This window comes from Pseudomonas linyingensis (assembly GCF_900109175.1).
GTDB classification, from domain to species: domain Bacteria; phylum Pseudomonadota; class Gammaproteobacteria; order Pseudomonadales; family Pseudomonadaceae; genus Geopseudomonas; species Geopseudomonas linyingensis.
This window is the reverse complement of sequence record NZ_FNZE01000003.1, coordinates 270,612-292,423: the sequence shown is the minus strand read 5'-3', so window position 1 is coordinate 292,423 and position 21,812 is coordinate 270,612. Positions and strand designations below refer to the sequence as shown.

Annotated in this window: 20 protein-coding genes and 1 pseudogene; 8 read left to right on the top strand and 13 right to left on the bottom strand. The window is 66.5% G+C overall.

Translation table 11 applies throughout. The annotated features are described in order from the left end of the window. Positions 1-8 precede the first annotated feature (8 nt). The 3 genes from BMZ19_RS05620 to selD all read right to left on the bottom strand — a co-directional run bounded on the left by BMZ19_RS05620 (position 9) and on the right by selD (position 2,524). Positions 9-293 (bottom strand): hypothetical protein, encoded by a 285-nt coding sequence (locus BMZ19_RS05620; RefSeq protein ID WP_090308118.1) that lies wholly within the window; start codon positions 291-293, stop codon positions 9-11. 78 nt (positions 294-371) lie between these two features. After that, positions 372-1,478: a tRNA 2-selenouridine(34) synthase MnmH gene (gene mnmH / locus BMZ19_RS05615; protein WP_090308116.1), complete on the bottom strand. Its 1,107-nt coding sequence runs from the start codon at positions 1,476-1,478 to the stop codon at positions 372-374. After that, complete coding sequence (selD, locus tag BMZ19_RS05610) at positions 1,478-2,524, bottom strand: selenide, water dikinase SelD (protein ID WP_090308114.1); 1,047 nt, start codon at positions 2,522-2,524, stop codon at positions 1,478-1,480. The genes mnmH and selD overlap by 1 nt, the downstream gene beginning before the upstream one ends. Before the next feature lie 170 nt (positions 2,525-2,694). On the opposite strand from selD, the gene BMZ19_RS05605 reads away from it, so the two are divergent. After that, on the top strand, positions 2,695-3,696 hold the full coding sequence (locus BMZ19_RS05605; protein ID WP_090308112.1) for a patatin-like phospholipase family protein: 1,002 nt from the start codon (positions 2,695-2,697) through the stop codon (positions 3,694-3,696). Here BMZ19_RS05605 and BMZ19_RS05600 read toward each other — a convergent pair whose 3' ends face one another. The 6 genes and pseudogenes from BMZ19_RS05600 to BMZ19_RS05575 all read right to left on the bottom strand — a co-directional run bounded on the left by BMZ19_RS05600 (position 3,697) and on the right by BMZ19_RS05575 (position 8,701). Continuing rightward, positions 3,697-4,758 carry an AI-2E family transporter gene (locus BMZ19_RS05600; protein WP_090308109.1) on the bottom strand — a complete coding sequence of 354 codons (1,062 nt, stop codon included), beginning with the start codon at positions 4,756-4,758 and terminating at the stop codon, positions 3,697-3,699. It lies immediately after the preceding gene. Between the two features lie 73 nt (positions 4,759-4,831). Beyond that, positions 4,832-5,632, bottom strand: a complete 801-nt coding sequence (locus BMZ19_RS05595) for a DUF4892 domain-containing protein (RefSeq protein ID WP_244517105.1) — start codon at positions 5,630-5,632, stop codon at positions 4,832-4,834. A gap of 182 nt (positions 5,633-5,814) precedes the next feature. Next, positions 5,815-6,678, bottom strand: a complete 864-nt coding sequence (locus tag BMZ19_RS05590) for an alpha/beta hydrolase (protein ID WP_090308102.1) — start codon at positions 6,676-6,678, stop codon at positions 5,815-5,817. Positions 6,679-6,685: 7 nt separating this feature from the next. Next, on the bottom strand, positions 6,686-7,156 hold the full coding sequence (gene sixA, locus BMZ19_RS05585) for a phosphohistidine phosphatase SixA (protein WP_090308100.1): 471 nt from the start codon (positions 7,154-7,156) through the stop codon (positions 6,686-6,688). 203 nt (positions 7,157-7,359) lie between these two features. Continuing rightward, a pseudogene (locus tag BMZ19_RS22605) lies at positions 7,360-7,665 on the bottom strand (DUF4389 domain-containing protein); the annotation flags it as partial. A 13-nt stretch (positions 7,666-7,678) separates the two neighbouring features. Next, positions 7,679-8,701, bottom strand: a complete 1,023-nt coding sequence (locus BMZ19_RS05575) for an NAD(P)H-dependent glycerol-3-phosphate dehydrogenase (protein WP_090308097.1) — start codon at positions 8,699-8,701, stop codon at positions 7,679-7,681. Between the two features lie 146 nt (positions 8,702-8,847). On the opposite strand from BMZ19_RS05575, the gene BMZ19_RS05570 reads away from it, so the two are divergent. The 6 genes from BMZ19_RS05570 to BMZ19_RS05545 all read left to right on the top strand — a co-directional run bounded on the left by BMZ19_RS05570 (position 8,848) and on the right by BMZ19_RS05545 (position 16,378). Continuing rightward, positions 8,848-10,992, top strand: a complete 2,145-nt coding sequence (locus tag BMZ19_RS05570) for a TonB-dependent receptor plug domain-containing protein (protein WP_090308094.1) — start codon at positions 8,848-8,850, stop codon at positions 10,990-10,992. Between the two features lie 21 nt (positions 10,993-11,013). After that, positions 11,014-11,907: an ABC transporter substrate-binding protein gene (locus BMZ19_RS05565; RefSeq protein ID WP_090308091.1), complete on the top strand. Its 894-nt coding sequence runs from the start codon at positions 11,014-11,016 to the stop codon at positions 11,905-11,907. A gap of 2 nt (positions 11,908-11,909) precedes the next feature. Next, on the top strand, positions 11,910-13,814 hold the full coding sequence (locus BMZ19_RS05560; RefSeq protein WP_425287159.1) for an ATP-binding protein: 1,905 nt from the start codon (positions 11,910-11,912) through the stop codon (positions 13,812-13,814). A gap of 205 nt (positions 13,815-14,019) precedes the next feature. Continuing rightward, positions 14,020-14,535, top strand: coding sequence for a 3-hydroxyacyl-[acyl-carrier-protein] dehydratase FabA (gene fabA / locus BMZ19_RS05555; protein WP_090308085.1), 516 nt, complete (start codon positions 14,020-14,022; stop codon positions 14,533-14,535). 11 nt (positions 14,536-14,546) lie between these two features. Further along, entirely contained in the window at positions 14,547-15,767 is a 1,221-nt protein-coding gene (fabB, locus tag BMZ19_RS05550; protein ID WP_090308083.1) for a beta-ketoacyl-ACP synthase I, read from the top strand. A gap of 176 nt (positions 15,768-15,943) precedes the next feature. Continuing rightward, complete coding sequence (locus BMZ19_RS05545; protein WP_090308080.1) at positions 15,944-16,378, top strand: OsmC family protein; 435 nt, start codon at positions 15,944-15,946, stop codon at positions 16,376-16,378. A gap of 65 nt (positions 16,379-16,443) precedes the next feature. On the opposite strand, the gene BMZ19_RS05540 is transcribed toward BMZ19_RS05545, so the two are convergent. The 3 genes from BMZ19_RS05540 to BMZ19_RS05530 all read right to left on the bottom strand — a co-directional run bounded on the left by BMZ19_RS05540 (position 16,444) and on the right by BMZ19_RS05530 (position 20,345). Then, entirely contained in the window at positions 16,444-16,911 is a 468-nt protein-coding gene (locus BMZ19_RS05540) for a DUF3859 domain-containing protein (protein WP_090308078.1), read from the bottom strand. A gap of 177 nt (positions 16,912-17,088) precedes the next feature. After that, on the bottom strand, positions 17,089-18,990 hold the full coding sequence (gene htpG, locus BMZ19_RS05535; RefSeq protein ID WP_090308075.1) for a molecular chaperone HtpG: 1,902 nt from the start codon (positions 18,988-18,990) through the stop codon (positions 17,089-17,091). A gap of 107 nt (positions 18,991-19,097) precedes the next feature. Continuing rightward, complete coding sequence (locus BMZ19_RS05530; protein ID WP_090308072.1) at positions 19,098-20,345, bottom strand: MFS transporter; 1,248 nt, start codon at positions 20,343-20,345, stop codon at positions 19,098-19,100. Between the two features lie 365 nt (positions 20,346-20,710). On the opposite strand from BMZ19_RS05530, the gene BMZ19_RS05525 reads away from it, so the two are divergent. Further along, positions 20,711-20,938: a hypothetical protein gene (locus tag BMZ19_RS05525; RefSeq protein ID WP_090308069.1), complete on the top strand. Its 228-nt coding sequence runs from the start codon at positions 20,711-20,713 to the stop codon at positions 20,936-20,938. Positions 20,939-21,044: 106 nt separating this feature from the next. Here the strand turns inward: BMZ19_RS05525 and BMZ19_RS05520 are convergent, their stop codons facing one another. Then, positions 21,045-21,779 carry a DUF599 domain-containing protein gene (locus tag BMZ19_RS05520; RefSeq protein ID WP_090308066.1) on the bottom strand — a complete coding sequence of 245 codons (735 nt, stop codon included), beginning with the start codon at positions 21,777-21,779 and terminating at the stop codon, positions 21,045-21,047. Positions 21,780-21,812 lie beyond the last annotated feature (33 nt).

Below are 21,812 nucleotides of genomic sequence, written 5' to 3'. Positions count from 1 at the left end.
CTGCGGCCTCAGCGCCCGGCGCGCGACTCGCGGATGTAGTAGCGCGCCCGCTCGGCCTTTTTCACGCAGCCATCGTAGGCCTCGAACTGCTGCTGGGTCTTGGCTGCAGTGATCAGCGACAGGGCCTTGGAGTAGCTGACCGTACCGGCAAAGCCTTCGGCCTTGGCGAGATCCAACTCCTGCCACGCCGCATCCAGCTGATAGGCGCAGCCGTCGCGGTTCTGCGTCTTGCCGGCGCAGCCGGCCAGGGTCAGGCCCAGCGCCAGCACCGGCAGCACGATCCAGGTCTTCATCGTTGATGCTCCTTATGCGGGAATTCCAGCAAGTCTAGTCGACGGCCCGGAAGCCAGGCGCAGGGCCGGGCACGCACCTCAGCGACGATTGGCCGCCCGCTGGCGCAGATACTCCACCACCGCCCGCTGGTCGCCGCTGAACTCGATGCGCGCCGCCTTGCTCTCGCGCTGGTAGGCGTACATCGGATCGTAGTACTCGCCGAGCAGGCCCTCGATCCAGCCGCGGTGCAGGTCGACCGCGCCACTGCGCTGCTGCTCGGCCAGCGCCTCGTCCATGATCGCGGCCAGACGCTGGTAGCGCTCGCCGCCCAGGCGCTTGATGATGTTCCTGAGGCTCTGCTGCAGGCGCTCGGCGAAGGCGGCCAAGCCCCGGTCCGCGCCGTGGAGGGCGATGAACTCGGCGGAGAGGTCGATCACGTAGTCGCCGAGGATGCGCTCGATGCGGCCTTCCAGACTGTCTTCCAGCCATACCAGCGGGTACTGCTGCATGCCCTGGTGCAACGGCAGCGGCAGCGAGCAGCTGCCGATCAGGCGGCTCTCGTCCTCGAGGACGAACTGCTGGATGCCGGCGGCGCGCTTCTTCAGCAGGTCAATGGCCAGCAGGTTCTCGAAGTCGATCTGTCCCGGCTGCGGCGTGGCGTGCTTGCCGAAGCTGGAGCCGCGATGGTTGGCGAGGCCTTCCAGATCGAGGGGATTGTCCAGTTGCGCCAGCACCTCGGTCTTGCCGGTGCCGGTGAGGCCGCCAACGATGACGAAGTCGCACTCAGTGACCGCCGCCTCTGTGGTGTCGATGAGGAAGTTGCGCAGCGCCTTGTAGCCGCCGATCACCCGCGGATACTCGATGCCGGCCTCTTCCTTCAGCCACTGCTGGGTGATCTGCGAGCGCAGGCCGCCGCGGAAGCAGTACAGGTAGCCGTTGGGGTTGGCGCGAGCGAAGGTCGCCCAGGCTTCGATGCGCTCGGCCTTGAGCGGGCCGGTCACCAGCTGGTGACCCAGCTCGATGGCGGCGTCCTGGCCGTGCTGCTTGTAGCAGGTACCGACCTTCTGCCGCTCGCTGTCGTTCATCAGCGGCAGGTTGACCGTGTGCGGGAAGGCACCCTTGGTGTATTCCACCGGGGCGCGCACGTCCATCAGCGGCAGGTCGTCGAGAAAGATGTCGCGGTAGTGGGCACTGTTGGCACGCATCAGAGCACCTCTACCGCGTGGTTCTGTCGGGCCACCAGTTCGCCGATCGGCGCCAGCGCAAGACCCAGCTCGGCGGCCAGGGCGAGGAACTCGGCCTCGCCAGCCGGCTCCACCGCGACCAGCAGGCCACCGCTGGTCTGCGGATCGCAGAGCAGCAGCTTCTGCGCTTCCGGCAGCGGCGCGATGCTGTCGCCATAGCTGTCGAAATTGCGCAGGGTGCCGCCGGGCACGCAGCCTTGGTCGAGGTAGTAGTCGACGCCGGCGATGCGCGGCACCGCAGAGTAGTCGATGCGCGCGGTCAGGCCGCTGCCGTCGGCCATCTCCACCAGGTGGCCGAGCAGGCCGAAGCCGGTGACGTCGGTCATCGCCTTGACCGCGGCCAGCTTGCCGAAGCGGGCTCCCGGCTTGTTGAGCGTGCACATCCAGTCGCGGGCCACACCCACGTCCTCGGCGCGCAGCTTGCCCTTCTTCTCGGCGGTGGTGAGGATGCCGATGCCCAGCGGCTTGGACAGGTACAGCTTGCAGCCTTGCGTGGCGGTGTCGTTGCGTTTCATGAAGCGCTTGTCGACGATGCCGGTCACCGCCAGGCCGAAGATCGGCTCGGGAGCGTCGATGGAATGCCCACCGGCCAGCGGGATGCCCGCCTCGTCGCACACCGAGCGACCGCCGCGGATCACTTCGCGGGCGACTTCCGGCGCCAGCACGTTGACCGGCCAGCCGAGGATGGCGATGGCCATCAGCGGGTCGCCGCCCATGGCGTAGATGTCGCTGATGGCGTTGGTGGCGGCGATGCGGCCGAAATCGAAGGGATCGTCGACGATCGGCATGAAGAAGTCGGTGGTGGAAACCACGCCGCGCTCCTCGTCGATGGCATAGACTGCCGCGTCGTCGCGCGAGGCATTGCCGACCCACAGCTTGGGGTCGAGGTTCTGTGCGCCACTGCCGGCGAGGATCACCTCCAGTACCTTGGGGGAAATCTTGCAGCCACAGCCGGCGCCGTGGCTGTACTGGGTGAGGCGGATCGGTTCGCTCGAGGGGACGGTCATGCAGACACTCCGGGGGTCATTCGCGATGGCGGCGATTCTACCAAACACCACAGAGCAAGACCTGCCATCGAGATCGGGGCCATACTGAAAAACAAGAGACCGGCAATGAGCTGCGCGGTGTCGAGTGGCACCGTGGCTGCACCGGTCCTGCAGAAGATGGGGGAATCATCATGGGCAAGCGTGTCGCACTGGTGCTCGGCTCCGGCGGAGCACGGGGCTATGCACATATCGGCGTGATCGAGGAACTGGAGGCGCGCGGCTACGAGATCGCCTGCATCGCCGGCAGCTCGATGGGCGCAGTTATCGGTGGCATCTATGCCGCCGGCAAGCTGCCGGTGTACCGGCGCTGGGTGGAAACCCTGGACTATCTGGACGTGCTGCGTCTGCTCGACGTCAGCTTCTCGCTGGGGGCGATTCGCGGCGAACGGATCTTCGGGCGGATTCGCGCCTTTCTCGGCGAAATCAACATCGAGGACCTGCCGATCCCCTACACGGCCGTGGCTACCGACCTGACCAACCAGCAGGAGGTCTGGTTCCAGGAAGGCTGCCTGCATCAGGCCATGCGCGCCTCGGCGGCCATTCCCAGCCTGTTCACCCCGGTGGTACAGGGCTCGCGGGTGCTGGTCGATGGCGGCCTGCTCAACCCGATCCCGATCGTGCCGGTGGTCTCCAGCCGCTGCGACCTGATCGTCGCGGTCAACGTCAACGCCACCAACCAGGTGCAGTACGAACTGCCGGTGATCGAACGCCCCGCCGCGCTGAAAAACCGCCTCGACCAGATGATGGGCTCGATTGGCGCACTGGGCGCCCGACTGCCGTTTTTCCGTCGCGGCGAGGCGGACCTGCCCGCCCTGCTGCTCGGCACGGAGGGGCTGACGGAGGGTGGCTCCACCCACGGCGTCGCCGCGGCCAAGGCCAGCCATATCCATGTCGTGGAAAACGGGGCCCCGGACAGCCTGCTGGAGCTGATCAACCAGAGCATCGACGTGATGCAGAACTCGCTGGGGCAGTACAAGATGGCCGGCTATCCACCGGATATCCTGGTCAACGTGCCCAAGCGGGTCTGCCGTTTCTTCGAGTTCTACAAGGCCCCCGAGCTGATCGCCCTGGGCCGGCTGATCGCCAGCGACTCGCTGGAGCGCTATGAACGCGAGCACCCTCAGGGGCGCTGATCAGGCGGCGGGCGGCTGATGTCGGGTGTGCGGCTGGCCGGCGATCCAGTCGCCGATCAGGCTGTAGGCGAGCGCCAGCAGGGTCGGACCGAGAAACAGACCCATGAAGCCGAAGGCCAGGATGCCGCCGAACACGCCAAGCAGCACCACCACCAACGGCAGGTTGCCGCCGCGACTGATCAGGTAGGGCTTGAGCACGTTGTCCACCCCACTGATGACCACCAGCCCCCAGAGGGTGAGAAACACGCCCATGCCATAGTCGCCCTGCCAGAACAGCCAGGCGGCGGCCGGCCCCCAGACCAGTGGCGGCCCCATGGGGATTAGGCTGAGGGCAAAGGTAAGAATGCCCAGCACCAGCGCGCCCGGCACGCCGGCGATCAACAGACCGATCAGCGCCAGCACCGCCTGCGCCGCTGCCGTACCGATCACTCCGTTGACCACCCGCTGCACGGTCCCGGCGACCAGCTCCAGATAGTGGTCGGCGCGCCCTCCCAGCAGACGCTCCAGCAGGCTGCGCGCATATTCGGCCATCTGCGGGCCATCGCGATAGAAGAAGAACACCAGCACCAGACTCAGCACCAGCTCCAGCACGCCGCCGCCAATCTGCGCAGTGCGCGCCAGCAACCAGTTGCCGACCTCGCCCATGTAGGGCTTCAGCCCGGCGAATAGCGCGGCTCCCCGCACATCGAGGGCATTCCACAGATCCGCCAGCTGCCCACCGAACAGCGGCACCCCAGCCAGCCAGGTTGGCGGCTCAGGCAGGCCCTCCACCTGCAGGTCCTTGAGCAGGGCCATGGCGGAGCGGATATGGTCGGCCAGGTTGAAGCCCAGCCAGATCAGCGGCACCGCCACCAGCAGCATCCAGCCCAGGGTCAGGATGCCGGCGGAAACATTCGTGCGCCCGCGCAACAGGTGGGTCAGACCACGCATCAGCGGCCAGCTGGCAAAGGCCAGCACCGCCGCCCAGAACAACGCCGACCAGAACGGCGCCAGCACCCACAGGCAGGCGGCGAGCAGCGCCAGCATGAGGATCTGCACCAGCAGGCGGTCATGCTCGATCATCGGGCCATCCCTTGCTTGAGAACGCCGAGCACAGCCGGCGGGGTCGAAACAGCCATCAGCAGCCTGCCTCGCATCAATGCAGCCACTCCACCCGCAACCCGGGCCTCTCGCTCGCGGTACTTTCCAGGCGGGTGGCGCGGGTGCCACGCTCGATCAGCGCCTCGCGCCACGTCGGTGCCGCCTCGCCGCTGAGCAGCAGGCGTACGCCGGTATCCAGACGCAGTGCCCGCGCCAGCAGCGCCAGCCAGGGATCGGCCGGCTCGGCCGGCAACTGTGCCAGATCCAGCGCGCCCGCCTCCTTGAGCTGGCGCAGCAGGGTCTCGGCATTGGGCAGGTGCTCGCCCTGGGGCGTGCCGGCCTCCAGCAACTCGACGTGCAGGTAGGCCCGCCGCGTGCCGCGGGTGATCGCGTAGAGCGCCAGCAGGCTGTCCTGGCGCGGGGCGGCCAGTTGCAGGAGCAGGTAGGCCTGCTGCTCGTCAGGCCCGTACAGGCGCGCATTGCCGAACACATTGTTGGCCCACAGGCTGCTGGCCCCGCATTCGCGCCCCTCGCACCAGTGCAGCGGCCGCGCACCCTGCGCCAGCAGTGCCGCGCGGGCCTGGGCGAAGGCCTCGCTACTGCCGTGCCCGCGCGGCAGTTCGTAGGTCAGCGCGCTCAGACGCCCGACCACATCGATCTCGCCATCCACGCGCAGACGGCCGCTGATACGGCGCAGCGCACTCTGCGGGTAGAGTCGCTCGACGCTTTCCTCCAGCCGATAGTCGACGATCTCGGCGCGGGCAAACCGCGGCAGGATCTCCAAATCGCTGCTGCCCGGCACATCGGCCCAGGCCGGCGCGGCCATCAGGGCGAGCGCTCCCAGCGCTCCTCGCATGCTGGTCCTCATCGGGTCGGGATCGCCTGCTGCGGGCGCCCGGCGCACCGCGCGCCGTCCTGGCCAGCCATACCGAGTAGTCTGGAAATCTGCCGACCCGCGGCGGTCGCAGTGCTGTACAGCTCGATCATGCGCATTCTCCCGTGCAATGGCATCCAGCCTCGGCACTTGCCCGGTGCAAGTCAAGGCGCAGCGAACAGGGGTTTGAAACAGTCTGCTACGGCACTCGCGCCGGCTTCGTCATCCAGGTGCAAATGGTGGCCACCAGGCAGGCGATGCAGGGTGATCGGCAGGTCTTCGATCAGTGCCATCGACTGCGGGTGGCGCACCGGGATGCCCTCCTCGGCCAGCACCAGACTGACCGGGCAGCGCAGAGCACGGACACAGGCCTCGACGTGGGCGCGGCTCATGCGCAGCGGCGATGGCAGGGTCAGCCGCGGATCGCTGCGCCAGGTGTAGCCGCCGGCCTGCGGCATCAGGCCACGACTGGCGAGCAGTTCGGCCGCCTCGCGGCTGAGCGGATAGCCACCGTGCAGGCGGGCCTCCACGGCACGCTCGACGCTGGCATACACCGGCTTGCGCTTGCCGGGCAGGGCCAGCTGGGCCTTGAGCGCCTCGCCCAGCTGCTGCGGCGCCTGCTCCGGCTCGTGGGTCAACGGCAACAGGCCGTCGATCAGCGCCAGACGCTCGACGCGCTCGGGCAGTGCCGCTGCCAGCAGCATCGCGACACTCGCGCCCAGGGAATGGCCGAGCAGGGAAAAGCGCTGCCAGCCGAGCTGCTCGGCCACCAGCAGCGCATCCAGCGCATAGTCCCACAGCGGGTAGTTGGCGCCGGGGGGACGGTGTCCCGAATGGCCGTGTCCGGCCAGGTCGAGGGCGACGATGCGCAGGCCGTCGAGCTGCGGCGCGAGACGGGCAAAGCTCATGGCGTTGTCCAGCCAGCCGTGCAGGGCCAGCACCGGCTGGCCGTCCTCGGGGCCGTAGAGGTGCGCCGCCAGCTCGATGTGCGGCAGATTCAGGCGGATTTCTTCGATATGGACGCTCATTGGCTACTCAGCAGTGGCTCGGCGGGTGATGCACGGCGAGCAGATTCATCAGCCCGGCCAGCGGCATCTCGCCCTCGAGCAGCGCCAGACTCGCGGTATTGAACGGCAGCGGCTGTTGCAGGTGGCCATAGACCAGCAGCCCGGCCAGCGCGCCAACCAGCGGCTGGTGCGTGACCAGCAGCAGATTCTGCTCACGGCGCTCGGCCAGCAGCCGCAGGGCCTCGCGCGGATCATCGTCGGGGGTGATGCCGTCGCTGGTGAACAGCGCCGGCACCCGCGCCAGCGCTTCGTGCACCAGCTCGGCGGTCTGCTGCGCACGCACATAGGGGCTGACCAGGATGGCGTCCAGCGGCTCGCCGAGCAGATGCCCGGCGGCATGCAACGCCTCGCGCCGCCCCCGCTCGGTCAGCTCGCGCAGGTGATCGCCGGTCGGCACATAGGGGCCGGCCTGGCCGTGACGCAGTAGCCACAGCCTCATGCCTTGGGCTCCGCCGTGGCGTCCGGACCAGTCTCGTCTTTGCCTTTCTCCGCGGAATCGTCTTGCGCGGCGGGCTCGACCGTCGTTTCGCTCGCCACGGGCGCGCTGACCGCGGCCGGGGCTGGCTCGGCAGCAGCGGCGTCCTGCACCGGGGCGGCGCTTGGCGCGGCAGCCGCCGCCGGGGCAGCTGCCGCGCTCCAGGCGGCGGCCCGCACGGCTTCGGCACCCTCGCCCTGCGGCTCGCGCGGCGTCGGCCAGTCGGCGAACGGCCAGGGCTTCTCGTCGCTGTGGAAGCAGCCGAAGCGACCGATCTGCGCCACGTACTGGCTCAGGCTGTCGCCGAAGTTCATCGCCCCCACATGGGGTCGACCACTGGTCAGGCGGTAGACCAGCTGCACCAGCACCAGCGCCAGCAGCACCAGCTCGGCCACCTGCCAGACCAGTGCGAACAGGATCATCCACAGCACCCGCAGGATCAGACCTTCGCGACTCTGTTTGACATCGGACATGTAGCGCTCTCCTTCAGAAACCGTTGGCGGAAATGAAATCGACGTCGGTCTTCGGCTCGCCGGACATCAGCTGGCCGATGACCTGCTGCAGACTGCGACCCTCGAACAATATGGCGTGGAGGCCGGCGACCAGCGGCATGTACACGCCGAGCTGCTCGGCACGCGCCTTGAGCACGCGGATGGTATTGACCCCCTCGGCTACCTCGCCAAGGCGTTCGACCGCCGCCTCCAGGCTCAGCCCCTGCCCCAGAGCGTAGCCGACCTGATAGTTGCGGCTCTTGGGCGAGGAACAGGTGACGATCAGGTCGCCGACCCCGGCGAGGCCGAGGAAGGTCATCGGGTTGGCGCCCAGGGTCACCGCAAAACGGGTCATCTCGGCCAGCGCGCGGGTGATCAGCATGCTCTTGGTGTTCTCGCCCATGCCCAGCGCCGCCGCCATGCCGGACATGATCGCGTAGACATTCTTCAGCGCGCCGCCCAGCTCGACGCCGAAACGGTCGCGACTGGCGTAGACGCGGAAGGTGCGCCCGTGCAGGGCCTGCTGCACGCGCTGGCAGAGTTCCTCGTCCTCGCTGGCGACCACCGTGGCGGTCAGCGCGTGCTCGGCGATTTCGCGGGCCAGGTTCGGCCCGGAGAGCACGCCGATGCGCGCCTGCGGGGCGATCTCCTCGAGGATCTGGCTCATCAGCTTGAAGGTGTCGGCCTCGATGCCCTTGGTGGTGCTGACCAGCAGCTTGCCCACCAGCAGATCGGCCACCGGCTGCAGCGCGCTGCGCAGCGCCGAGGACGGCAGCACGACAAACACCAGCGCGCAGGCCTGCAGGGTGGCGGCCAGCTCGGTGACCGGCTCGACCGCCGCATGCACCTTGATGCCCTTGAGATAGCGCGGGTTCTCACGCTTCTCGCGAATCGCCGCAGCCTGCGCCGGATCGCGCATCCACAGGAGGACGCGCTGGCCGTTTTCCGCCAGCAGGTTGGCCAGCGCGGTACCGAAGCTGCCGCCGCCGAGCACGGCTATGGGTTGCTGCTCAGTCATGATCAATCCATGTCGGGCCGCCAGGCGGCAATCGCTGCATTATACGGAGCGACCGCCGGTCGACCAGTGCGGTGTGACACCTGCACGCTGGCAAACGGCCTCGCCTCGGTTAACATGCCGCCCCCAACCGAATCGGGAGTGCGGCAGTGGCTGTCCCCCTGCGCATATCGCTGGCGCCCTTGCTGGGCGCCCTGACCACCGGAGCAGCCCTCGCCGAGGATCTGTTCCTGGCCCCCTCGACGCTGCCCGAGGTCCTCACCGCTACCCGCCTGCAGCAGGCCCCGGCGGCAGTCCCGGGCAGCGTCAGCGTGCTCGACAGCGCGCTGATCCGCGCGAGCGGTGCGCGCAGCCTGCCCGAACTGCTGCGTCTGGTGCCCGGCATGCTGGTGGTGCCGCAGAATGGCAACAGCACAACCGTCAACTACCACGGCAGCAGCGCCAACCAGGCCCGCCGCCTGCAGGTGCTGGTCGATGGCCGCTCGGTGTACCGTGCCGGCTTCGCCCAAGTCGACTGGAACGACATTCCGGTGGCCATCGAGGACATCGAGCGCATCGAGGTATTCCGCGGCCCCAATACGGTCAGCTATGGCGCCAATGCGCTGATGGCGGTGATCAACATCCTCACTCGCGCCCCGCGCGACAGCCATGGCACGCGCCTGAAGGCGACCCAGGGCGAGCGCGGGATCAGCGACTGGTACGCCAGCCATGGCCATGGCTGGCAAGGCGGCGACCTGCGCCTGTCGCTGTCGGGGCAGCAGGACGACGGCTTCGACCACAAGGCGGACGGCAGCGATTTTCGCGACGGCCAGCGGCTCAGCCGCCTCAACCTGCGCGTCAGCCAGGAGCTGGATGCCAGCCAGTCGCTGGACTGGCAGCTGGCCCTCAAGGAAGGCAGCAACCAGATCGACAACCACTACCAGCCGGTCTTCCCGATCGCCGCCCAGCCGTGGGAGCAGGATGGTGACTCGGATGTGCGCGCCCGCGACTATGCCGGCAGCCTGCGCTGGAACCTCGATCTCGACCCGAGCCACAGCCTGTACGTGCAGGGCAACCTGCAGCAGTGGGAGCGCCTGCGCCAGTGGCGGGCCTGCGAAGGTCAACTGGCCTTCAGCCCGGAGCTGGGGCAGTTGTGGGCGCTGTCGCCACAGTACGTCGAGCAACTGGGCCAGAACCTGCAAACGGGCAACTTCATGCCACCTGCCGGCACGAGCGAACAGGTCGCCCTGGCCACCCGGGTCCTGCAACAGGCCTTCGCCACCCTCAACCCAAGCCAGGGCACGCTGGCCCACAGCTGCGGCCTGATCAACGAGGACGTGCGCGAGAGCCGCTTCGACCTCGAAATCCAGGACACCCTCAGCCTGTCCGACAACCTGCGCCTGGTCAGCGGCCTGCGCTACCAGCATGACCGCGCCGACTCGGATGTCTACCTCGACGGCCGGCGCAGCCGGGATACCTGGAGCCTGTTCAGCCAGTTCGAATGGCATATCGACTCGCACTGGCTGCTGCAGGGCGGGGCCATGCTCGAGGACGACAACGCGACCAGCCCGTCGCTGTCGCCACGCCTCGCCCTCAACTACCTGATCACCCCGGCCCACGGCCTGCGCGTCGTGTACTCCGAGGCGGTGCGCTCGCCAGACATGTTCGAGAACCATGCCGACTGGCAGTACCCGGTCCGCGACCTCCATCCGGCCGCCCTGGGCCAGAGCCAGGCGCGCTATTTCGCCAGCGCCCATGGCCCCGGCAATCTCGAGCAGGAACGCATGCGCTCGCGCGAACTGGGCTACAACGGCCGCTTTGCCGACCTCGGCCTGAGCCTCGACCTCAAGCTGTTCTACGATGAGATCGACAATCTGATCAGCGAGCCGCTCAAGGTGTACGACTTCATGCCCAGCAACGACAACCGCCTGCACCTGAAGGGCGCCGAGGGTGAACTGGACTGGCGGCTCGGCCTGCAGGATCGGCTGCGTCTGGGCTATGCCTATATCGAGTTCGACGCCACCCACCGCATCGATCGTCGTCTCACGCCGCGCCACAGTGGTTCGGCCGGCTGGCTGCGCGACTGGGGACATGACTGGTCCAGCTCACTGTTCTACTATGGCGCCGACAGTCTCAACCAATACCGTTTCGAACGCGTCGACCTGCGCCTGGCCAAGCGCCTGCGCCTCGGCAGCGGCCAGCTGGAGCTGGCCGGTGTGCTGCAGCAGCGCCTCGACGACGAACCCCTCGGCTGGCCGAACAACAACTACGACGAGCGCCGCGTGTTCTGGATCTCCGCCGGACTCGAACTCTGAATCATGCCGAGCATCTCAAGGATGAGACTCTTCAAAACGCTCGCGCTGCTCTGCCTGCTGGCCACCGCGCCACTGGCGCCGGCAGCCGAGATCATCATCGCGAGCAGCCATGACACGCCTGCCCTGCAGCGCTTCGTGAGCGATCTCGCCGCGCGCCGTCCGGATGATCATGTGCAGTTCATGCACCCGAGCCAGCTGAGCACGCCCTCGGCCATGCCCAGCGACAGCCGGCTGATCCTGCTCGGTGCCACCGCCCTCGACTGGCGTCTGAGCGACCCCGGCGGACCGCCAACCCTGGTCATGCAGATCAGCCGGGTGCAGGCTCACAAGCGCCTGGGTGACCAGCGCCCCGCCCTGCTGACTCTGCTGTGGAGCGACCCCGCGCCCGCGCGGCAGCTGCGCCTGGTGCGCCAACTGCTGCCGCAGGCACGTCGGGTCGGCCTGCTCTACAGCGACGACAGCCGCTTCCTGGTCAACGAACTGCGCCACCAGGCTGCTGCCCAGGGACTGGCCATCAGTGCCTGGTACTGGCCGGACAACGGCGACAGCCGCCCGCTCAATCGTCTGCTCGACGAGAGCGACGTGCTGCTCGGTGTTGACGATCCAGCACTGTACAACCCACGCAGCATCAAGGGCGTGCTGCTCGCCAGCTACAGCCGCAAGCTGGCGCTGATCGGCCCGACGGCCGCCTTCATCCGCGCCGGCAGCCTGAGCAGCAGCTACAGCGATCAGCAGGACTGGCTGGACGACCTCGACCGGCTGCTTGCGCTGCCCCCCGGGCAGTGGCCTCGCGAGGCCTACCCGGACAACTTCAAGGTCCTCAGCAATGCGCAGGTCGCCCGCTCACTGGGGATCGAGCTGAGCGACGACCATGACCAGGCCCAGCGCCTGCAGGATTGGGAGAGCGACCAATGATGCTGCGCTGGCGACACAGCAACATCCGCACCCGGACCCTGGCCATCAGCCTCGGCCCGGCGCTGCTGCTGACCCTGCTGCTCACCGGGTACTTCACCTACACCCGCCTGCAGGACCTGCACGCCGAGCTGACCCAGACCGGCCAGCTGATTGCCGACCAGCTGGCCCCGGCCGCCGAGTACGGGGTGATCTCCGGCAATGCACCGATCCTCGACAGCCTGCTGCAGGCCAGCCTGCACACCCCGCACGTGCGCTTCATCGAGGTGCGCGACCGCGAGGACCAGGTGCTCGCCTATGTCGAGCAGGCCCTGGGGCGCCGCGATACCCGCATCGAGGTGTATCAGGCGGCGATTGTCCGCCAGCAGATCAGGCTCGACGACCCCTTCCTGCTCAGCCCCCCCCTGCCGCAAGGCGACAGCAACGCAGACCAGCTGGGCCGGGTGGTGGTCGGCATGACCGACGAAGCCTTCCGCCAGCGCCAGCAGCAGATCCTGCTGCGTGCCAGTGTGCTGGCATTGCTGGCGCTGACGCTCACCCTGTTGCTCGCCTATCGACTGGCGCGCAGTCTGATCCAGCCAATCGACGCCATGGGCCGCGCGGTGGAGGCGATCCAGGGCGGTGACTACCACACCAAACTGCCGGAAACCGACGGCGGCGAAATCGGCGACCTGGCACGCCACATCAACCATCTGGCCGCCGCCCTGGAGCAGGCGCAGACCGAACAGCAGCGCAGCATCGCCCAACTGGTCGGTGCCCGCGAAGAGGCCGAGAAGGCCAACCGGGCCAAGTCGGACTTCCTGGCGATGATGAGCCACGAACTGCGCACGCCGATGAACGGCGTACTGGGCATGCTGCAGCTGCTGGAAACCACCGAGCAGAACAGCGAACAGAGCGAATACACCGCCCTGGCCACCGAATCGACCGAACACCTGCTCAAGGTGATCAACGACATCCTCGATTTCTCGCGCATCGAACGCGGCTCGCTGGAGCTGGAAAACATCCCGTTCAGGCTGCCCGAGCTGATCGCCAGCTCGGTCCAGGTATTCCGCCCCAGCGCCCAGCAGCGTGGACTGCAGCTGCTCATGGACCTGCAGCCGGGCCTGGACAACATAGAGGTGCGCGGCGACCCCACGCGCCTGCGCCAGGTGCTGGTCAACCTGATCGGCAACGCGCTGAAGTTCACCGAGGAAGGCCGCATCACCGTCACCACGCGCTGGCAGATGCTCGACCAGCAGCAGATGCTCTGGCTGACCATCGCCGTGAAGGACACCGGCATCGGCATTGCCACCGAGCGCCTGCAGCACATGTTCGATGCCTTCGAACAGGCCGATACCTCCACATCGCGACGCTACGGCGGCACCGGCCTGGGCCTGTCGATTGCCCGCACCCTGGCCGAGCGCATGGGCGGCGGACTGCACGCCGAAAGCACCCTTGGCCACGGCTCGACCTTCACCCTCGAGCTGCCCCTGCCCTGGCGCCACCGCCTGTCGGGCGAGCAGGCCCTGTTGGATGGCGAGCTGGAACAAGGCGGCGGCCAGTCGGTGCTGCTGGTCGAGGACAACCCGGTCAACCAGACGGTGATCGAGGCCATCCTGCGCAGCCTGGGCTTCAACGTCGACCTGGTCAGCACCGGCCGGAAGGCCACGCAGGCCGCGGACATGCAGCCCTACGCGGCGATTCTCATGGACTGTCGCCTGCCCGATCTCGACGGCTACAGTGTCACCCAGCAGATCCGCAGCCATGAGGGGCCCAACCGGCACACGCCAATCATCGCCCTGACCGCCAACGCCCTGCAGGGCGACCGCGAGACCTGTCTCGCCGCCGGCATGAACGACTATCTGGCCAAGCCGTTCAAGCGCTCCGATCTGCGCGCCATCCTGCAGCGCTGGGTGCAGAACCGACCATAGACGGGTGGCGAAAAACACTGAAATACGGCACGCTTGCACCCCGCACAGTATTGGACAGCACCATTCGTCGCAGAATGACCAGACTCCGGCTGTGACTTTCATCAACTGGCCATAGTCTATAGCCAGACCATAGCCACGCCTCCACCGGAGGAGCGCGGCCAGAAAGATCTGCCCCCTGTGGTACAGGGATCGTCGAGGAGCTCGCATGACAAAACAAAACGCCTTCACTCGGGAAGAACTGCTGCGCTGCAGTCGCGGTGAACTGTTCGGCCCGGGTAATGCGCAACTGCCCGCCCCCAACATGCTGATGATCGATCGCATCGCGCACATCAGCGAGACCGGCGGCAAGTATGGCAAGGGCGAAATCGTTGCCGAGCTCGACATCAACCCGGACCTGTGGTTCTTCGCCTGCCACTTCGAGGGCGACCCGGTGATGCCCGGCTGCCTGGGCCTGGATGCCATGTGGCAGCTGGTCGGCTTCTACCTCGGCTGGCAGGGCAACCCCGGCCGCGGCCGCGCCCTGGGCTCGGGCGAAGTGAAATTCTTCGGTCAGGTCTTGCCGACTGCCAAGAAAGTCACCTACAACATCCATATCAAGCGCACCATCACCCGCTCGCTGATCCTGGCCATTGCCGACGGCACCGTGAGCGTGGATGGCCGCGAGATCTACAGTGCCGAAGGCCTGCGCGTCGGCCTGTTCACTTCCACTGACAGCTTCTAAGGGTTACCCGCATGCGCCGCGTCGTGATCACCGGGATGGGCATCGTGTCCTGCCTGGGCAATGACAAAGAGACCGTTTCCGCCAGCCTGCGCGCCAGCCGCCCAGGTATCCGCTTCAATCAGTCCTATGCCGACATGGGGCTGCGCAGCCAGGTTTCCGGCTCCGTCGACCTCGACCTCGAAGCGCTGATCGACCGCAAGGTCTACCGCTTCATGGGTGATGCCGCCGCCTTCGCCTACCTGTCCATGCAGCAGGCGATCAAGGATGCCGGCCTGAGCGAGGAAGAGATCTCCAACCCCCGCGTCGGCCTGATCGCCGGCTCCGGTGGCGCTTCCACCTTCAACCAGATGGAAGCCATGGACATCCTGCGCGAGAAGGGTGTCAAGCGCGTCGGCCCGTACCGCGTGCCGCGTACCATGGGCAGCACCGTGTCCGCCTGCCTGGCCACCCCGTTCAAGATCAAGGGCGTCAACTACTCAATCTCCTCCGCCTGCGCCACCAGTGCCCATTGCATCGGCAACGCCATGGAGCAGATCCAGATGGGCAAGCAGGATGTGGTCTTCGCCGGCGGCGGTGAAGAGGAGCACTGGAGTCAGAGCTTCCTGTTCGATGCCATGGGCGCCCTGTCCACCCAGTACAACGACACCCCGGAAAAGGCCTCGCGCGCCTATGACGCCAAGCGTGACGGCTTCGTCATCGCCGGCGGCGGCGGCATGGTGGTGGTCGAAGAACTGGAGCACGCACTCAAGCGCGGCGCCAAGATCTACGCCGAAATCGTCGGCTACGGCGCCACCTCCGACGGCTACGACATGGTCGCCCCGAGCGGCGAAGGCGCGATACGCTGCATGCAGCAGGCGCTGGCCACCGTCGACACCCCGATCGACTACCTCAACACCCACGGCACCTCGACCCCGGTCGGCGACGTGGCGGAAGCCCGTGCCGTGCGCACCGTGTTCGGCGACAAGGCTCCGGCCATCAGCTCGACCAAGAGCCTGTCCGGCCACTCGCTGGGCGCCGCCGGCGTGCAGGAAGCGATCTACACCCTGCTGATGATGGAAGGCAACTTCATCGCCGGCTCGGCCAACATCGAGGAAGTGGACCCGGAAGTGGCCGATCTGCCGATCGTCACCCAGACCCGTGAGAATGTCACCCTGAACACGGTGATGAGCAACAGCTTCGGCTTCGGCGGCACCAACGCCACGCTGGTTCTCAAGCGCTGGACCGGCAAGTAAGTCGCTCCCGCTCCACGCACAACGGCACCTTCGGGTGCCGTTGTCGTTTCTGCCCGTCAGAACATATCATGCCTTCTCGCCCCAGATACCCCACCGGGTATAGAGTGGTGGCGGATACGTACTGGCGCCCAGACGCCAACCGGCATCCGCCACCATCCCCAGCAAGGACCAGTGACATGACTCTGAAGACCATTCGCGCCAGCGGCAGCCTCGACCATGCCTTCGCCATAACCGTGGAGTCCGGCAACCACGTGATCCGCATGGACCAGCCGAAGAACGCCGCAGGACAGGATCTCGGCCCGACCCCGCTGGAAATCATCCTCGCCGCGGTGGCCGGCTGTTTCGGCACCATCGGCCGCTTCATCGCCCACCAGCGCAAGTTCGAGCTGCGCGGTATGCAGTTCGAGATCGAGGCCGACTACGACCCGGACGGCCTGCTCGGTCGCCGCGATGACGTGCGCCCAGGTTTCCAGGCGCTGCGGGTGAAGGTAGAGATCGACGCCGACCTTAGTCGCGAGGAGAAGCAGGCGGTGCTGGCGGAAATCGAGCGGCGCTGTCCGCTGGCCGACAACCTGGTCAACGGCACCCGTCTGGAAAGCTCGCTGGCCTGACCCCGGCAGCAGAAACGACAAGGCCCGCAGCACAGCGCTTCGGGCCTTGTCGTTTCGGGCATCGATCAGCGCACGTCGAAGCGCTGCTCGGCCAGCTTGCGGTCACCCTGGAACACCAGGAAGTGCCACTCGCCAGGCACCACCTCGTGGTGCTCGGTGAACTCGAAAGCCATCACGTCCTGCAGCGCACCGGGGGCCAGTTTCTGCACCACCTCGAAGCGATCGTGACGCTGGCCGTCCGGCGTGACCACCCCCGGCGTGAGGTACAACAGGGTCAGCGGGGTATCGTCGACCCGCTTGTCGCTCAGGGTCAGGCGCAGGCCGAACTTGGTACCGAGCCGGGCGGGAATCGTGGTGGTCGTGTGCACCTGCTGGTTGCTGCGCAGCAGCACCCGCTCGCCCGGCTGCACGTCGCGCAGCGGGGTCGCGAAAACGCCGTACTCGACCGGCCCCTCGACCCGCACCTCGGCCACGGCCAGACCGGAAGCCAGCCCCAGTGCCGCCAGCACACCCGCCATCCTGAACAACTGCATATATCGCGCTCCTCGTTGAGATGGCGCGAGCCTATGACTTTTCCATGACGAACCAATGACACTCGCAGGACTGCCGGCACCGCCCACCAGCCCCGAGCCAACGCCGGCGTCAGAAACAACAATGCCGCTCCCCCTCGCGGGGGGAACGGCATTCTCGGCGAAGCGACTGTCAGTCGATCAGGCGGACAGTTCCACCAGCAGCTTGTTCAGGCGCTGCACGTAGGCAGCCGGATCCTTGAGGCTGTCGCCAGCGGCCAGCGCGGCCTGGTCGAAGAGGATGTGCGACAGATCGGCGAAGCGCTCCTCGTCGGCCTCGGCATCCAGCTTCTCGATCAGCGGGTGCTGCGGGTTGATCTCGAAGATCGGCTTGGCTTCCGGCACCTTCTGCCCGCTGGCCTCGAGGATCTGGCGCATCTGCAGGCCCAGATCCTGCTCGCCGATGGCCAGAATGGCCGGCGACTCGGTCAGACGATGGGACACGCGCACCTCGGCGACCTGCTCGCCCAGCGCACCCTTGAGGCGCTCGAGCAGCCCTTGCTTGCTCTTGGCCACCTCCTCCTGAGCCTTGCGATCCTCCTCCGAGTCCAGCTTGCCCAGATCCAGGTCGCCGCGGGCAATATCGACCAGTTGCTTGCCGTCGAACTCGGTGAGGTGGCTCATCAGCCACTCGTCGATGCGGTCGGTGAGCAGCAGCACTTCGATGCCCTTCTTGCGGAACATCTCCAGGTGCGGGCTGTTCTTCACCTGGGCGTAGCTCTCGCCGGTGAGGAAGTAGACCTTGTCCTGGCCTTCCTGCATGCGACCGACATAGTCGGCCAGGGCCACGCTCTGCTCGCCGCTGGCGTCGCCGGTGGAGGCAAAGCGCAACAGCCCAGCGATCTTCTCCTTGTTGGCGAAGTCTTCCGCCGGACCTTCCTTGAGCACCTGGCCAAACGCCTTCCAGAACGCCTTGTACTGTTCAGGCTCGTTCTTGGCCAGCTTTTCCAGCATGTCCAGCACGCGCTTGGTCAGCGCCGACTTCATCGAGTCGATCACCGGCCCCGACTGCAGGATTTCGCGGGATACGTTCAGCGACAGATCGTTGGAATCGACCACGCCCTTGATGAAGCGCAGGTACAGCGGCAGGAACTGGTCGGCCTGATCCATGATGAACACGCGCTGCACGTAGAGCTTGAGGCCCTTGGGCGCCTCGCGGTGGTACAGATCGAAAGGTGCACGCCCCGGCACGTAGAGCAGCGAGGTGTACTCAAGCTTGCCCTCGACCTTGTTGTGGCTCCAGGCCAAGGGATTCTCGAAGTCGTGGGCGACGTGCTTGTAGAACTCCTGGTATTCCTCGTCCTTGATCTCGCTGCGCGGACAGGTCCACAGCGCGCTGGCGCGGTTGACGACCTCCCACTCTACCTCGGCAGCCTGCTCTTGTTCACCGAACTGCTGCTTGGGCAGTTCGATCGGCAGGCCAATGTGGTCGGAGTATTTCTTGACGATATTGCGCAGGCGCCAGCCGTCGGCGAACTCCGCCTCTTCGGCCTTGAGATGCAGGACGATGCGGGTACCGCGCTCGGGCTTGTCGATATCGGCGATGTCGAACTCGCCCTCGCCCTTCGAACTCCAGTGCACGCCCTCGCTGGCCGAGGCGCCGGCGCGACGAGTGTAGACGTCGACCTGGTCGGCGACGATGAACGCGGAGTAGAAGCCGACGCCGAACTGGCCGATCAGCTGGGAATCCTTCTTCTGATCACCGGAGAGGTTCTGCAGGAAGTCGGCGGTGCCGGACTTGGCGATGGTGCCGAGATGGCTGATGACCTCGTCGCGGCTCATGCCGATGCCGTTGTCTTCGAGAGTAACGGTGCGCGCGTCCTGGTCGAAGCTGACGCGGATCTTCAGCGGGTCGCCGCCCTCGAGCAGCTCGGGACGGGCCAGCGCCTCGAAGCGCAGCTTGTCGGCAGCGTCCGAGGCGTTAGAGATCAGCTCGCGCAGGAAGATCTCCTTGTTCGAATACAGGGAATGGATCATCAGCTGAAGCAGTTGCTTCACTTCAGTCTGAAAACCCAGGGTCTCTTTGCGAGTCTCCACGCTCATGAATGCGAACTCCACAATGACAAAGCCGCTTGGCGGCGAACGTCATGGATATGGAGACTTCAGCCGGAATTTCAAGGGTTTGGCAGAAGATCCGGCGCAGCGGGTGATCAGGGCTCCAACAACTCGATCTGCGCCACCTCGCTCGGACGCAGGAGGAAGCTGGCCTCGCCCTGCCCGCCCAGCGAGTGCTGGATCACCAGGCGCCCCTCCTCGTTGAGGCCGGCAAAGCGCCCCTCGGCGCTGCGGCCGCGCTCGGTGAGCACCTGCACGCGCGCGCCCAGAAAACGGCTCGGCGCGTCCAGCAGACGCTCCAGGGAGAAGCCAATGCGCCGATCCAGCGGCCGCGCATCGCCGCGGACGATGGTGGTCGGCACCGGCGCGGTACGCCGCAGCTCTTCTTCGCTAAGCGGAGGCAGGGGGGCCGCCCGGTCACCATCGACCCGCCAGCCGTGCATCTCGCTGCGGCTCAGGCTGAGACGGGTCCGCCGCGGTACGCCGTCAACACGCGCCTCGACCTCGAGATCGAGCCGCTCGGCGCTCAGGTCGAGCAGCGGCAACGGCTGCAACCGGACATCGTGGCGACGGCTGCTGCGCTGCAGATAATCGGCAATCACCCAGGCGACGGTTTCCTGGGAGTTGTAGCGGGTATCGACCCGCCCATCCCGATAGCGCAGGCGACTGCTGTACAGCTCCACATCGCCGCTCAGCGAAGTCCGGTAGCTGGGCGGCAGGACCAGATGGAAGTCGCCGCGCAAGCGGTTCGGCGGCACGGCCTTGAGATCGAGGTGCAGGGTGTAGCCACTGGCGATCCGCCGCGCCTCGGGCAGCTCCTGATCGGGGAGCAGCCAGCTGAGTTCGATCTCCGGCAGGTCACCGCGGTCTTCCGGCAGCACGTCGAGGCGCAGATCGCCACCGGTGTATGCCGGCAGACGGATGCTCAGCTCGCGGCGGGCAAAGAAGTCGTCACCCTCGCGCAACACCAACGTGCCGTCGATCAACTCGCCCGACTGGGGAGCAAAGTCTGTGCCGTTGAACTCGGCACGCAGACGGATATCCAGCCCGCTGGCGACCCGGGGCTCCTCCTCCAGCCAGCGCAGGCTGATGATGGCGGCGAGACGGTCGGCATCATGGCTGGCGAGCATGGTCAGGCCGACCACCAGGGGAATGCTGCCCAGCCCCATCAGCATCACCGCGCTGCGGGCGCGTCGCCACTGGCTCACGATGAACAGCAGGGTCAGCGGCGGCAACAGGCTGGCACAGCCCCACAACAGGCTGGTGGCGAAGGCCCGGGCCACCAGCCAGAGCAGACCGAACAGGATCAGCAGCAGGCCACCGACGATCAGCAGAGCATCCATCCGACAGAATTCCGCAGGTTGTGAGGGAGTAAATACGACCAAGGGGATCGCACCGGCGCAAGACCGGGCAGGCTCGGTCTCATTTCCACATGGGAGCACCGTTGCCGAGTCATCCTTGCAGGCGACCGATGATACCTGCAGCCTGCCGGCAGCCCAAGTTGCACACTCCCAAAACGCGGAGTCCACGGAACTTTCCAGCACTTTCCCCTTCCAACTTGGAAGATTGGGCCGATGCGAATCGGCCTGTGCAGCGGTCTCGGTAAACGGCCGGAAAAAATACGGCCACCGACGAGGCCCTACGATTGCATTACCTATACTCGGTTATTGAACCCATCTCCGGATGGATATTCCCAAGGAGCGCCAACATGCAAAAACCGCTGACTTACGCCCTGCTGCTCGCGGCCACTCTCGGCCTGGCGGCCTGCGGTGACAAGCCTGAAGAAAAAGCCCCCCCAGCCCCCGCCGCCCCCGCTACGCAACCTATGAGCGACACCACCAAGCCGGCCGGTGAAGCCATGGAAGAGAAAGCGGCCGAGCAACCCCAGGACGCCGGCAAGGCCGCGGGAGAGACCATGGAAGAGCAGAAACAGTAGGTTCACCAGCAACCGAACCCGCCCTGCCCGGCACGCAACCTGCGCTGCTGGGCAGGGCGGTTTTTTTACCCGCCAGCGGGCAGTGGTCCGCATGCCCTCCCCCCACTTACTCCCCTTTCTCCTTCGACGGCTCGCCCAGCGGGGTGGGACTGTAGACCATCACCTCAAGAACATCCGAATGGAACTCACGGCGATACAGCACCACCACCACCCCGGCGGTGGCCAGCATGTAGAACCAGGGATTGATGAACCAAGCCAGGGTCGCCAGGCCGAAATAGTAGGAGCGCAGCCCCAGGTTGAACTGGTTGGCAGCCATCGAGATCACCCGCGCCGTGCGCTCGGCATAGGCCTTGCGCTCCTGCTCGGTGACATTGCGCTCGGAAATCATCGGCGCAGCACCGACCAGCATCGCGGAAAAGTTGTACTGGCGCATGCACCAGCTGAAGGTGAAGAAGGAGTAGATGAACACCAGCGCCACGCTGATTACCTTGATCTCGGACATCTCGCGACTGACCTCCTGCACGAAGGGCAGTCCGGCCAGTACCGACACCGCGCGCTCGGTGGAGCCCAGCACGGTGAGGATACCGGCGAGGATGATCAGGGTGCTGGAGGCGAAGAACGAGGCGTTGCGCTCCAGATTGCCGATCACGTTGGCATCGGCGATGCGGTTGTCGCGCATCAGCAGGCGGCGCATCCAGTCCTCGCGGTACAGGTGCAGCACGCTGGCCAGGCAGGGGGTGTCCTTGCCCTTCCAGATCGCGTAGCGGGTGTAGCCCAGCCAGCAGAGGACGAACCAGCTGAGCGCGAGCACATGGGGCAGGTACTGCTCGTCGAATGGCATGACAACTCCTTGTAGGATCCCGACGACTTTCAT

Excerpts from the sequence above, each read along its gene's own strand:
- BMZ19_RS05575 (WP_090308097.1), bottom strand. The coding sequence starts at position 8,701 with ATGACTGAGCAGCAACCCATAGCCGTGCTCGGCGGCGGCAGCTTCGGT.
- BMZ19_RS05595 (WP_244517105.1), bottom strand. The coding sequence starts at position 5,632 with ATGCGAGGAGCGCTGGGAGCGCTCGCCCTGATGGCCGCGCCGGCCTGG.
- BMZ19_RS05545 (WP_090308080.1), top strand. The coding sequence starts at position 15,944 with ATGACTCTGAAGACCATTCGCGCCAGCGGCAGCCTCGACCATGCCTTC.
- sixA (WP_090308100.1), bottom strand. The coding sequence starts at position 7,156 with ATGAGGCTGTGGCTACTGCGTCACGGCCAGGCCGGCCCCTATGTGCCG.
- BMZ19_RS05605 (WP_090308112.1), top strand. The coding sequence starts at position 2,695 with ATGGGCAAGCGTGTCGCACTGGTGCTCGGCTCCGGCGGAGCACGGGGC.
- fabA (WP_090308085.1), top strand. The coding sequence starts at position 14,020 with ATGACAAAACAAAACGCCTTCACTCGGGAAGAACTGCTGCGCTGCAGT.
- BMZ19_RS05520 (WP_090308066.1), bottom strand. The coding sequence starts at position 21,779 with ATGCCATTCGACGAGCAGTACCTGCCCCATGTGCTCGCGCTCAGCTGG.
- BMZ19_RS05565 (WP_090308091.1), top strand. The coding sequence starts at position 11,014 with ATGAGACTCTTCAAAACGCTCGCGCTGCTCTGCCTGCTGGCCACCGCG.
- BMZ19_RS05590 (WP_090308102.1), bottom strand. The coding sequence starts at position 6,678 with ATGAGCGTCCATATCGAAGAAATCCGCCTGAATCTGCCGCACATCGAG.
- BMZ19_RS05620 (WP_090308118.1), bottom strand. The coding sequence starts at position 293 with ATGAAGACCTGGATCGTGCTGCCGGTGCTGGCGCTGGGCCTGACCCTG.
- selD (WP_090308114.1), bottom strand. The coding sequence starts at position 2,524 with ATGACCGTCCCCTCGAGCGAACCGATCCGCCTCACCCAGTACAGCCAC.
- BMZ19_RS05600 (WP_090308109.1), bottom strand. The coding sequence starts at position 4,758 with ATGATCGAGCATGACCGCCTGCTGGTGCAGATCCTCATGCTGGCGCTG.
- BMZ19_RS05525 (WP_090308069.1), top strand. The coding sequence starts at position 20,711 with ATGCAAAAACCGCTGACTTACGCCCTGCTGCTCGCGGCCACTCTCGGC.
- BMZ19_RS05540 (WP_090308078.1), bottom strand. The coding sequence starts at position 16,911 with ATGCAGTTGTTCAGGATGGCGGGTGTGCTGGCGGCACTGGGGCTGGCT.
- BMZ19_RS05530 (WP_090308072.1), bottom strand. The coding sequence starts at position 20,345 with ATGGATGCTCTGCTGATCGTCGGTGGCCTGCTGCTGATCCTGTTCGGT.
- mnmH (WP_090308116.1), bottom strand. The coding sequence starts at position 1,478 with ATGCGTGCCAACAGTGCCCACTACCGCGACATCTTTCTCGACGACCTG.
- htpG (WP_090308075.1), bottom strand. The coding sequence starts at position 18,990 with ATGAGCGTGGAGACTCGCAAAGAGACCCTGGGTTTTCAGACTGAAGTG.
- fabB (WP_090308083.1), top strand. The coding sequence starts at position 14,547 with ATGCGCCGCGTCGTGATCACCGGGATGGGCATCGTGTCCTGCCTGGGC.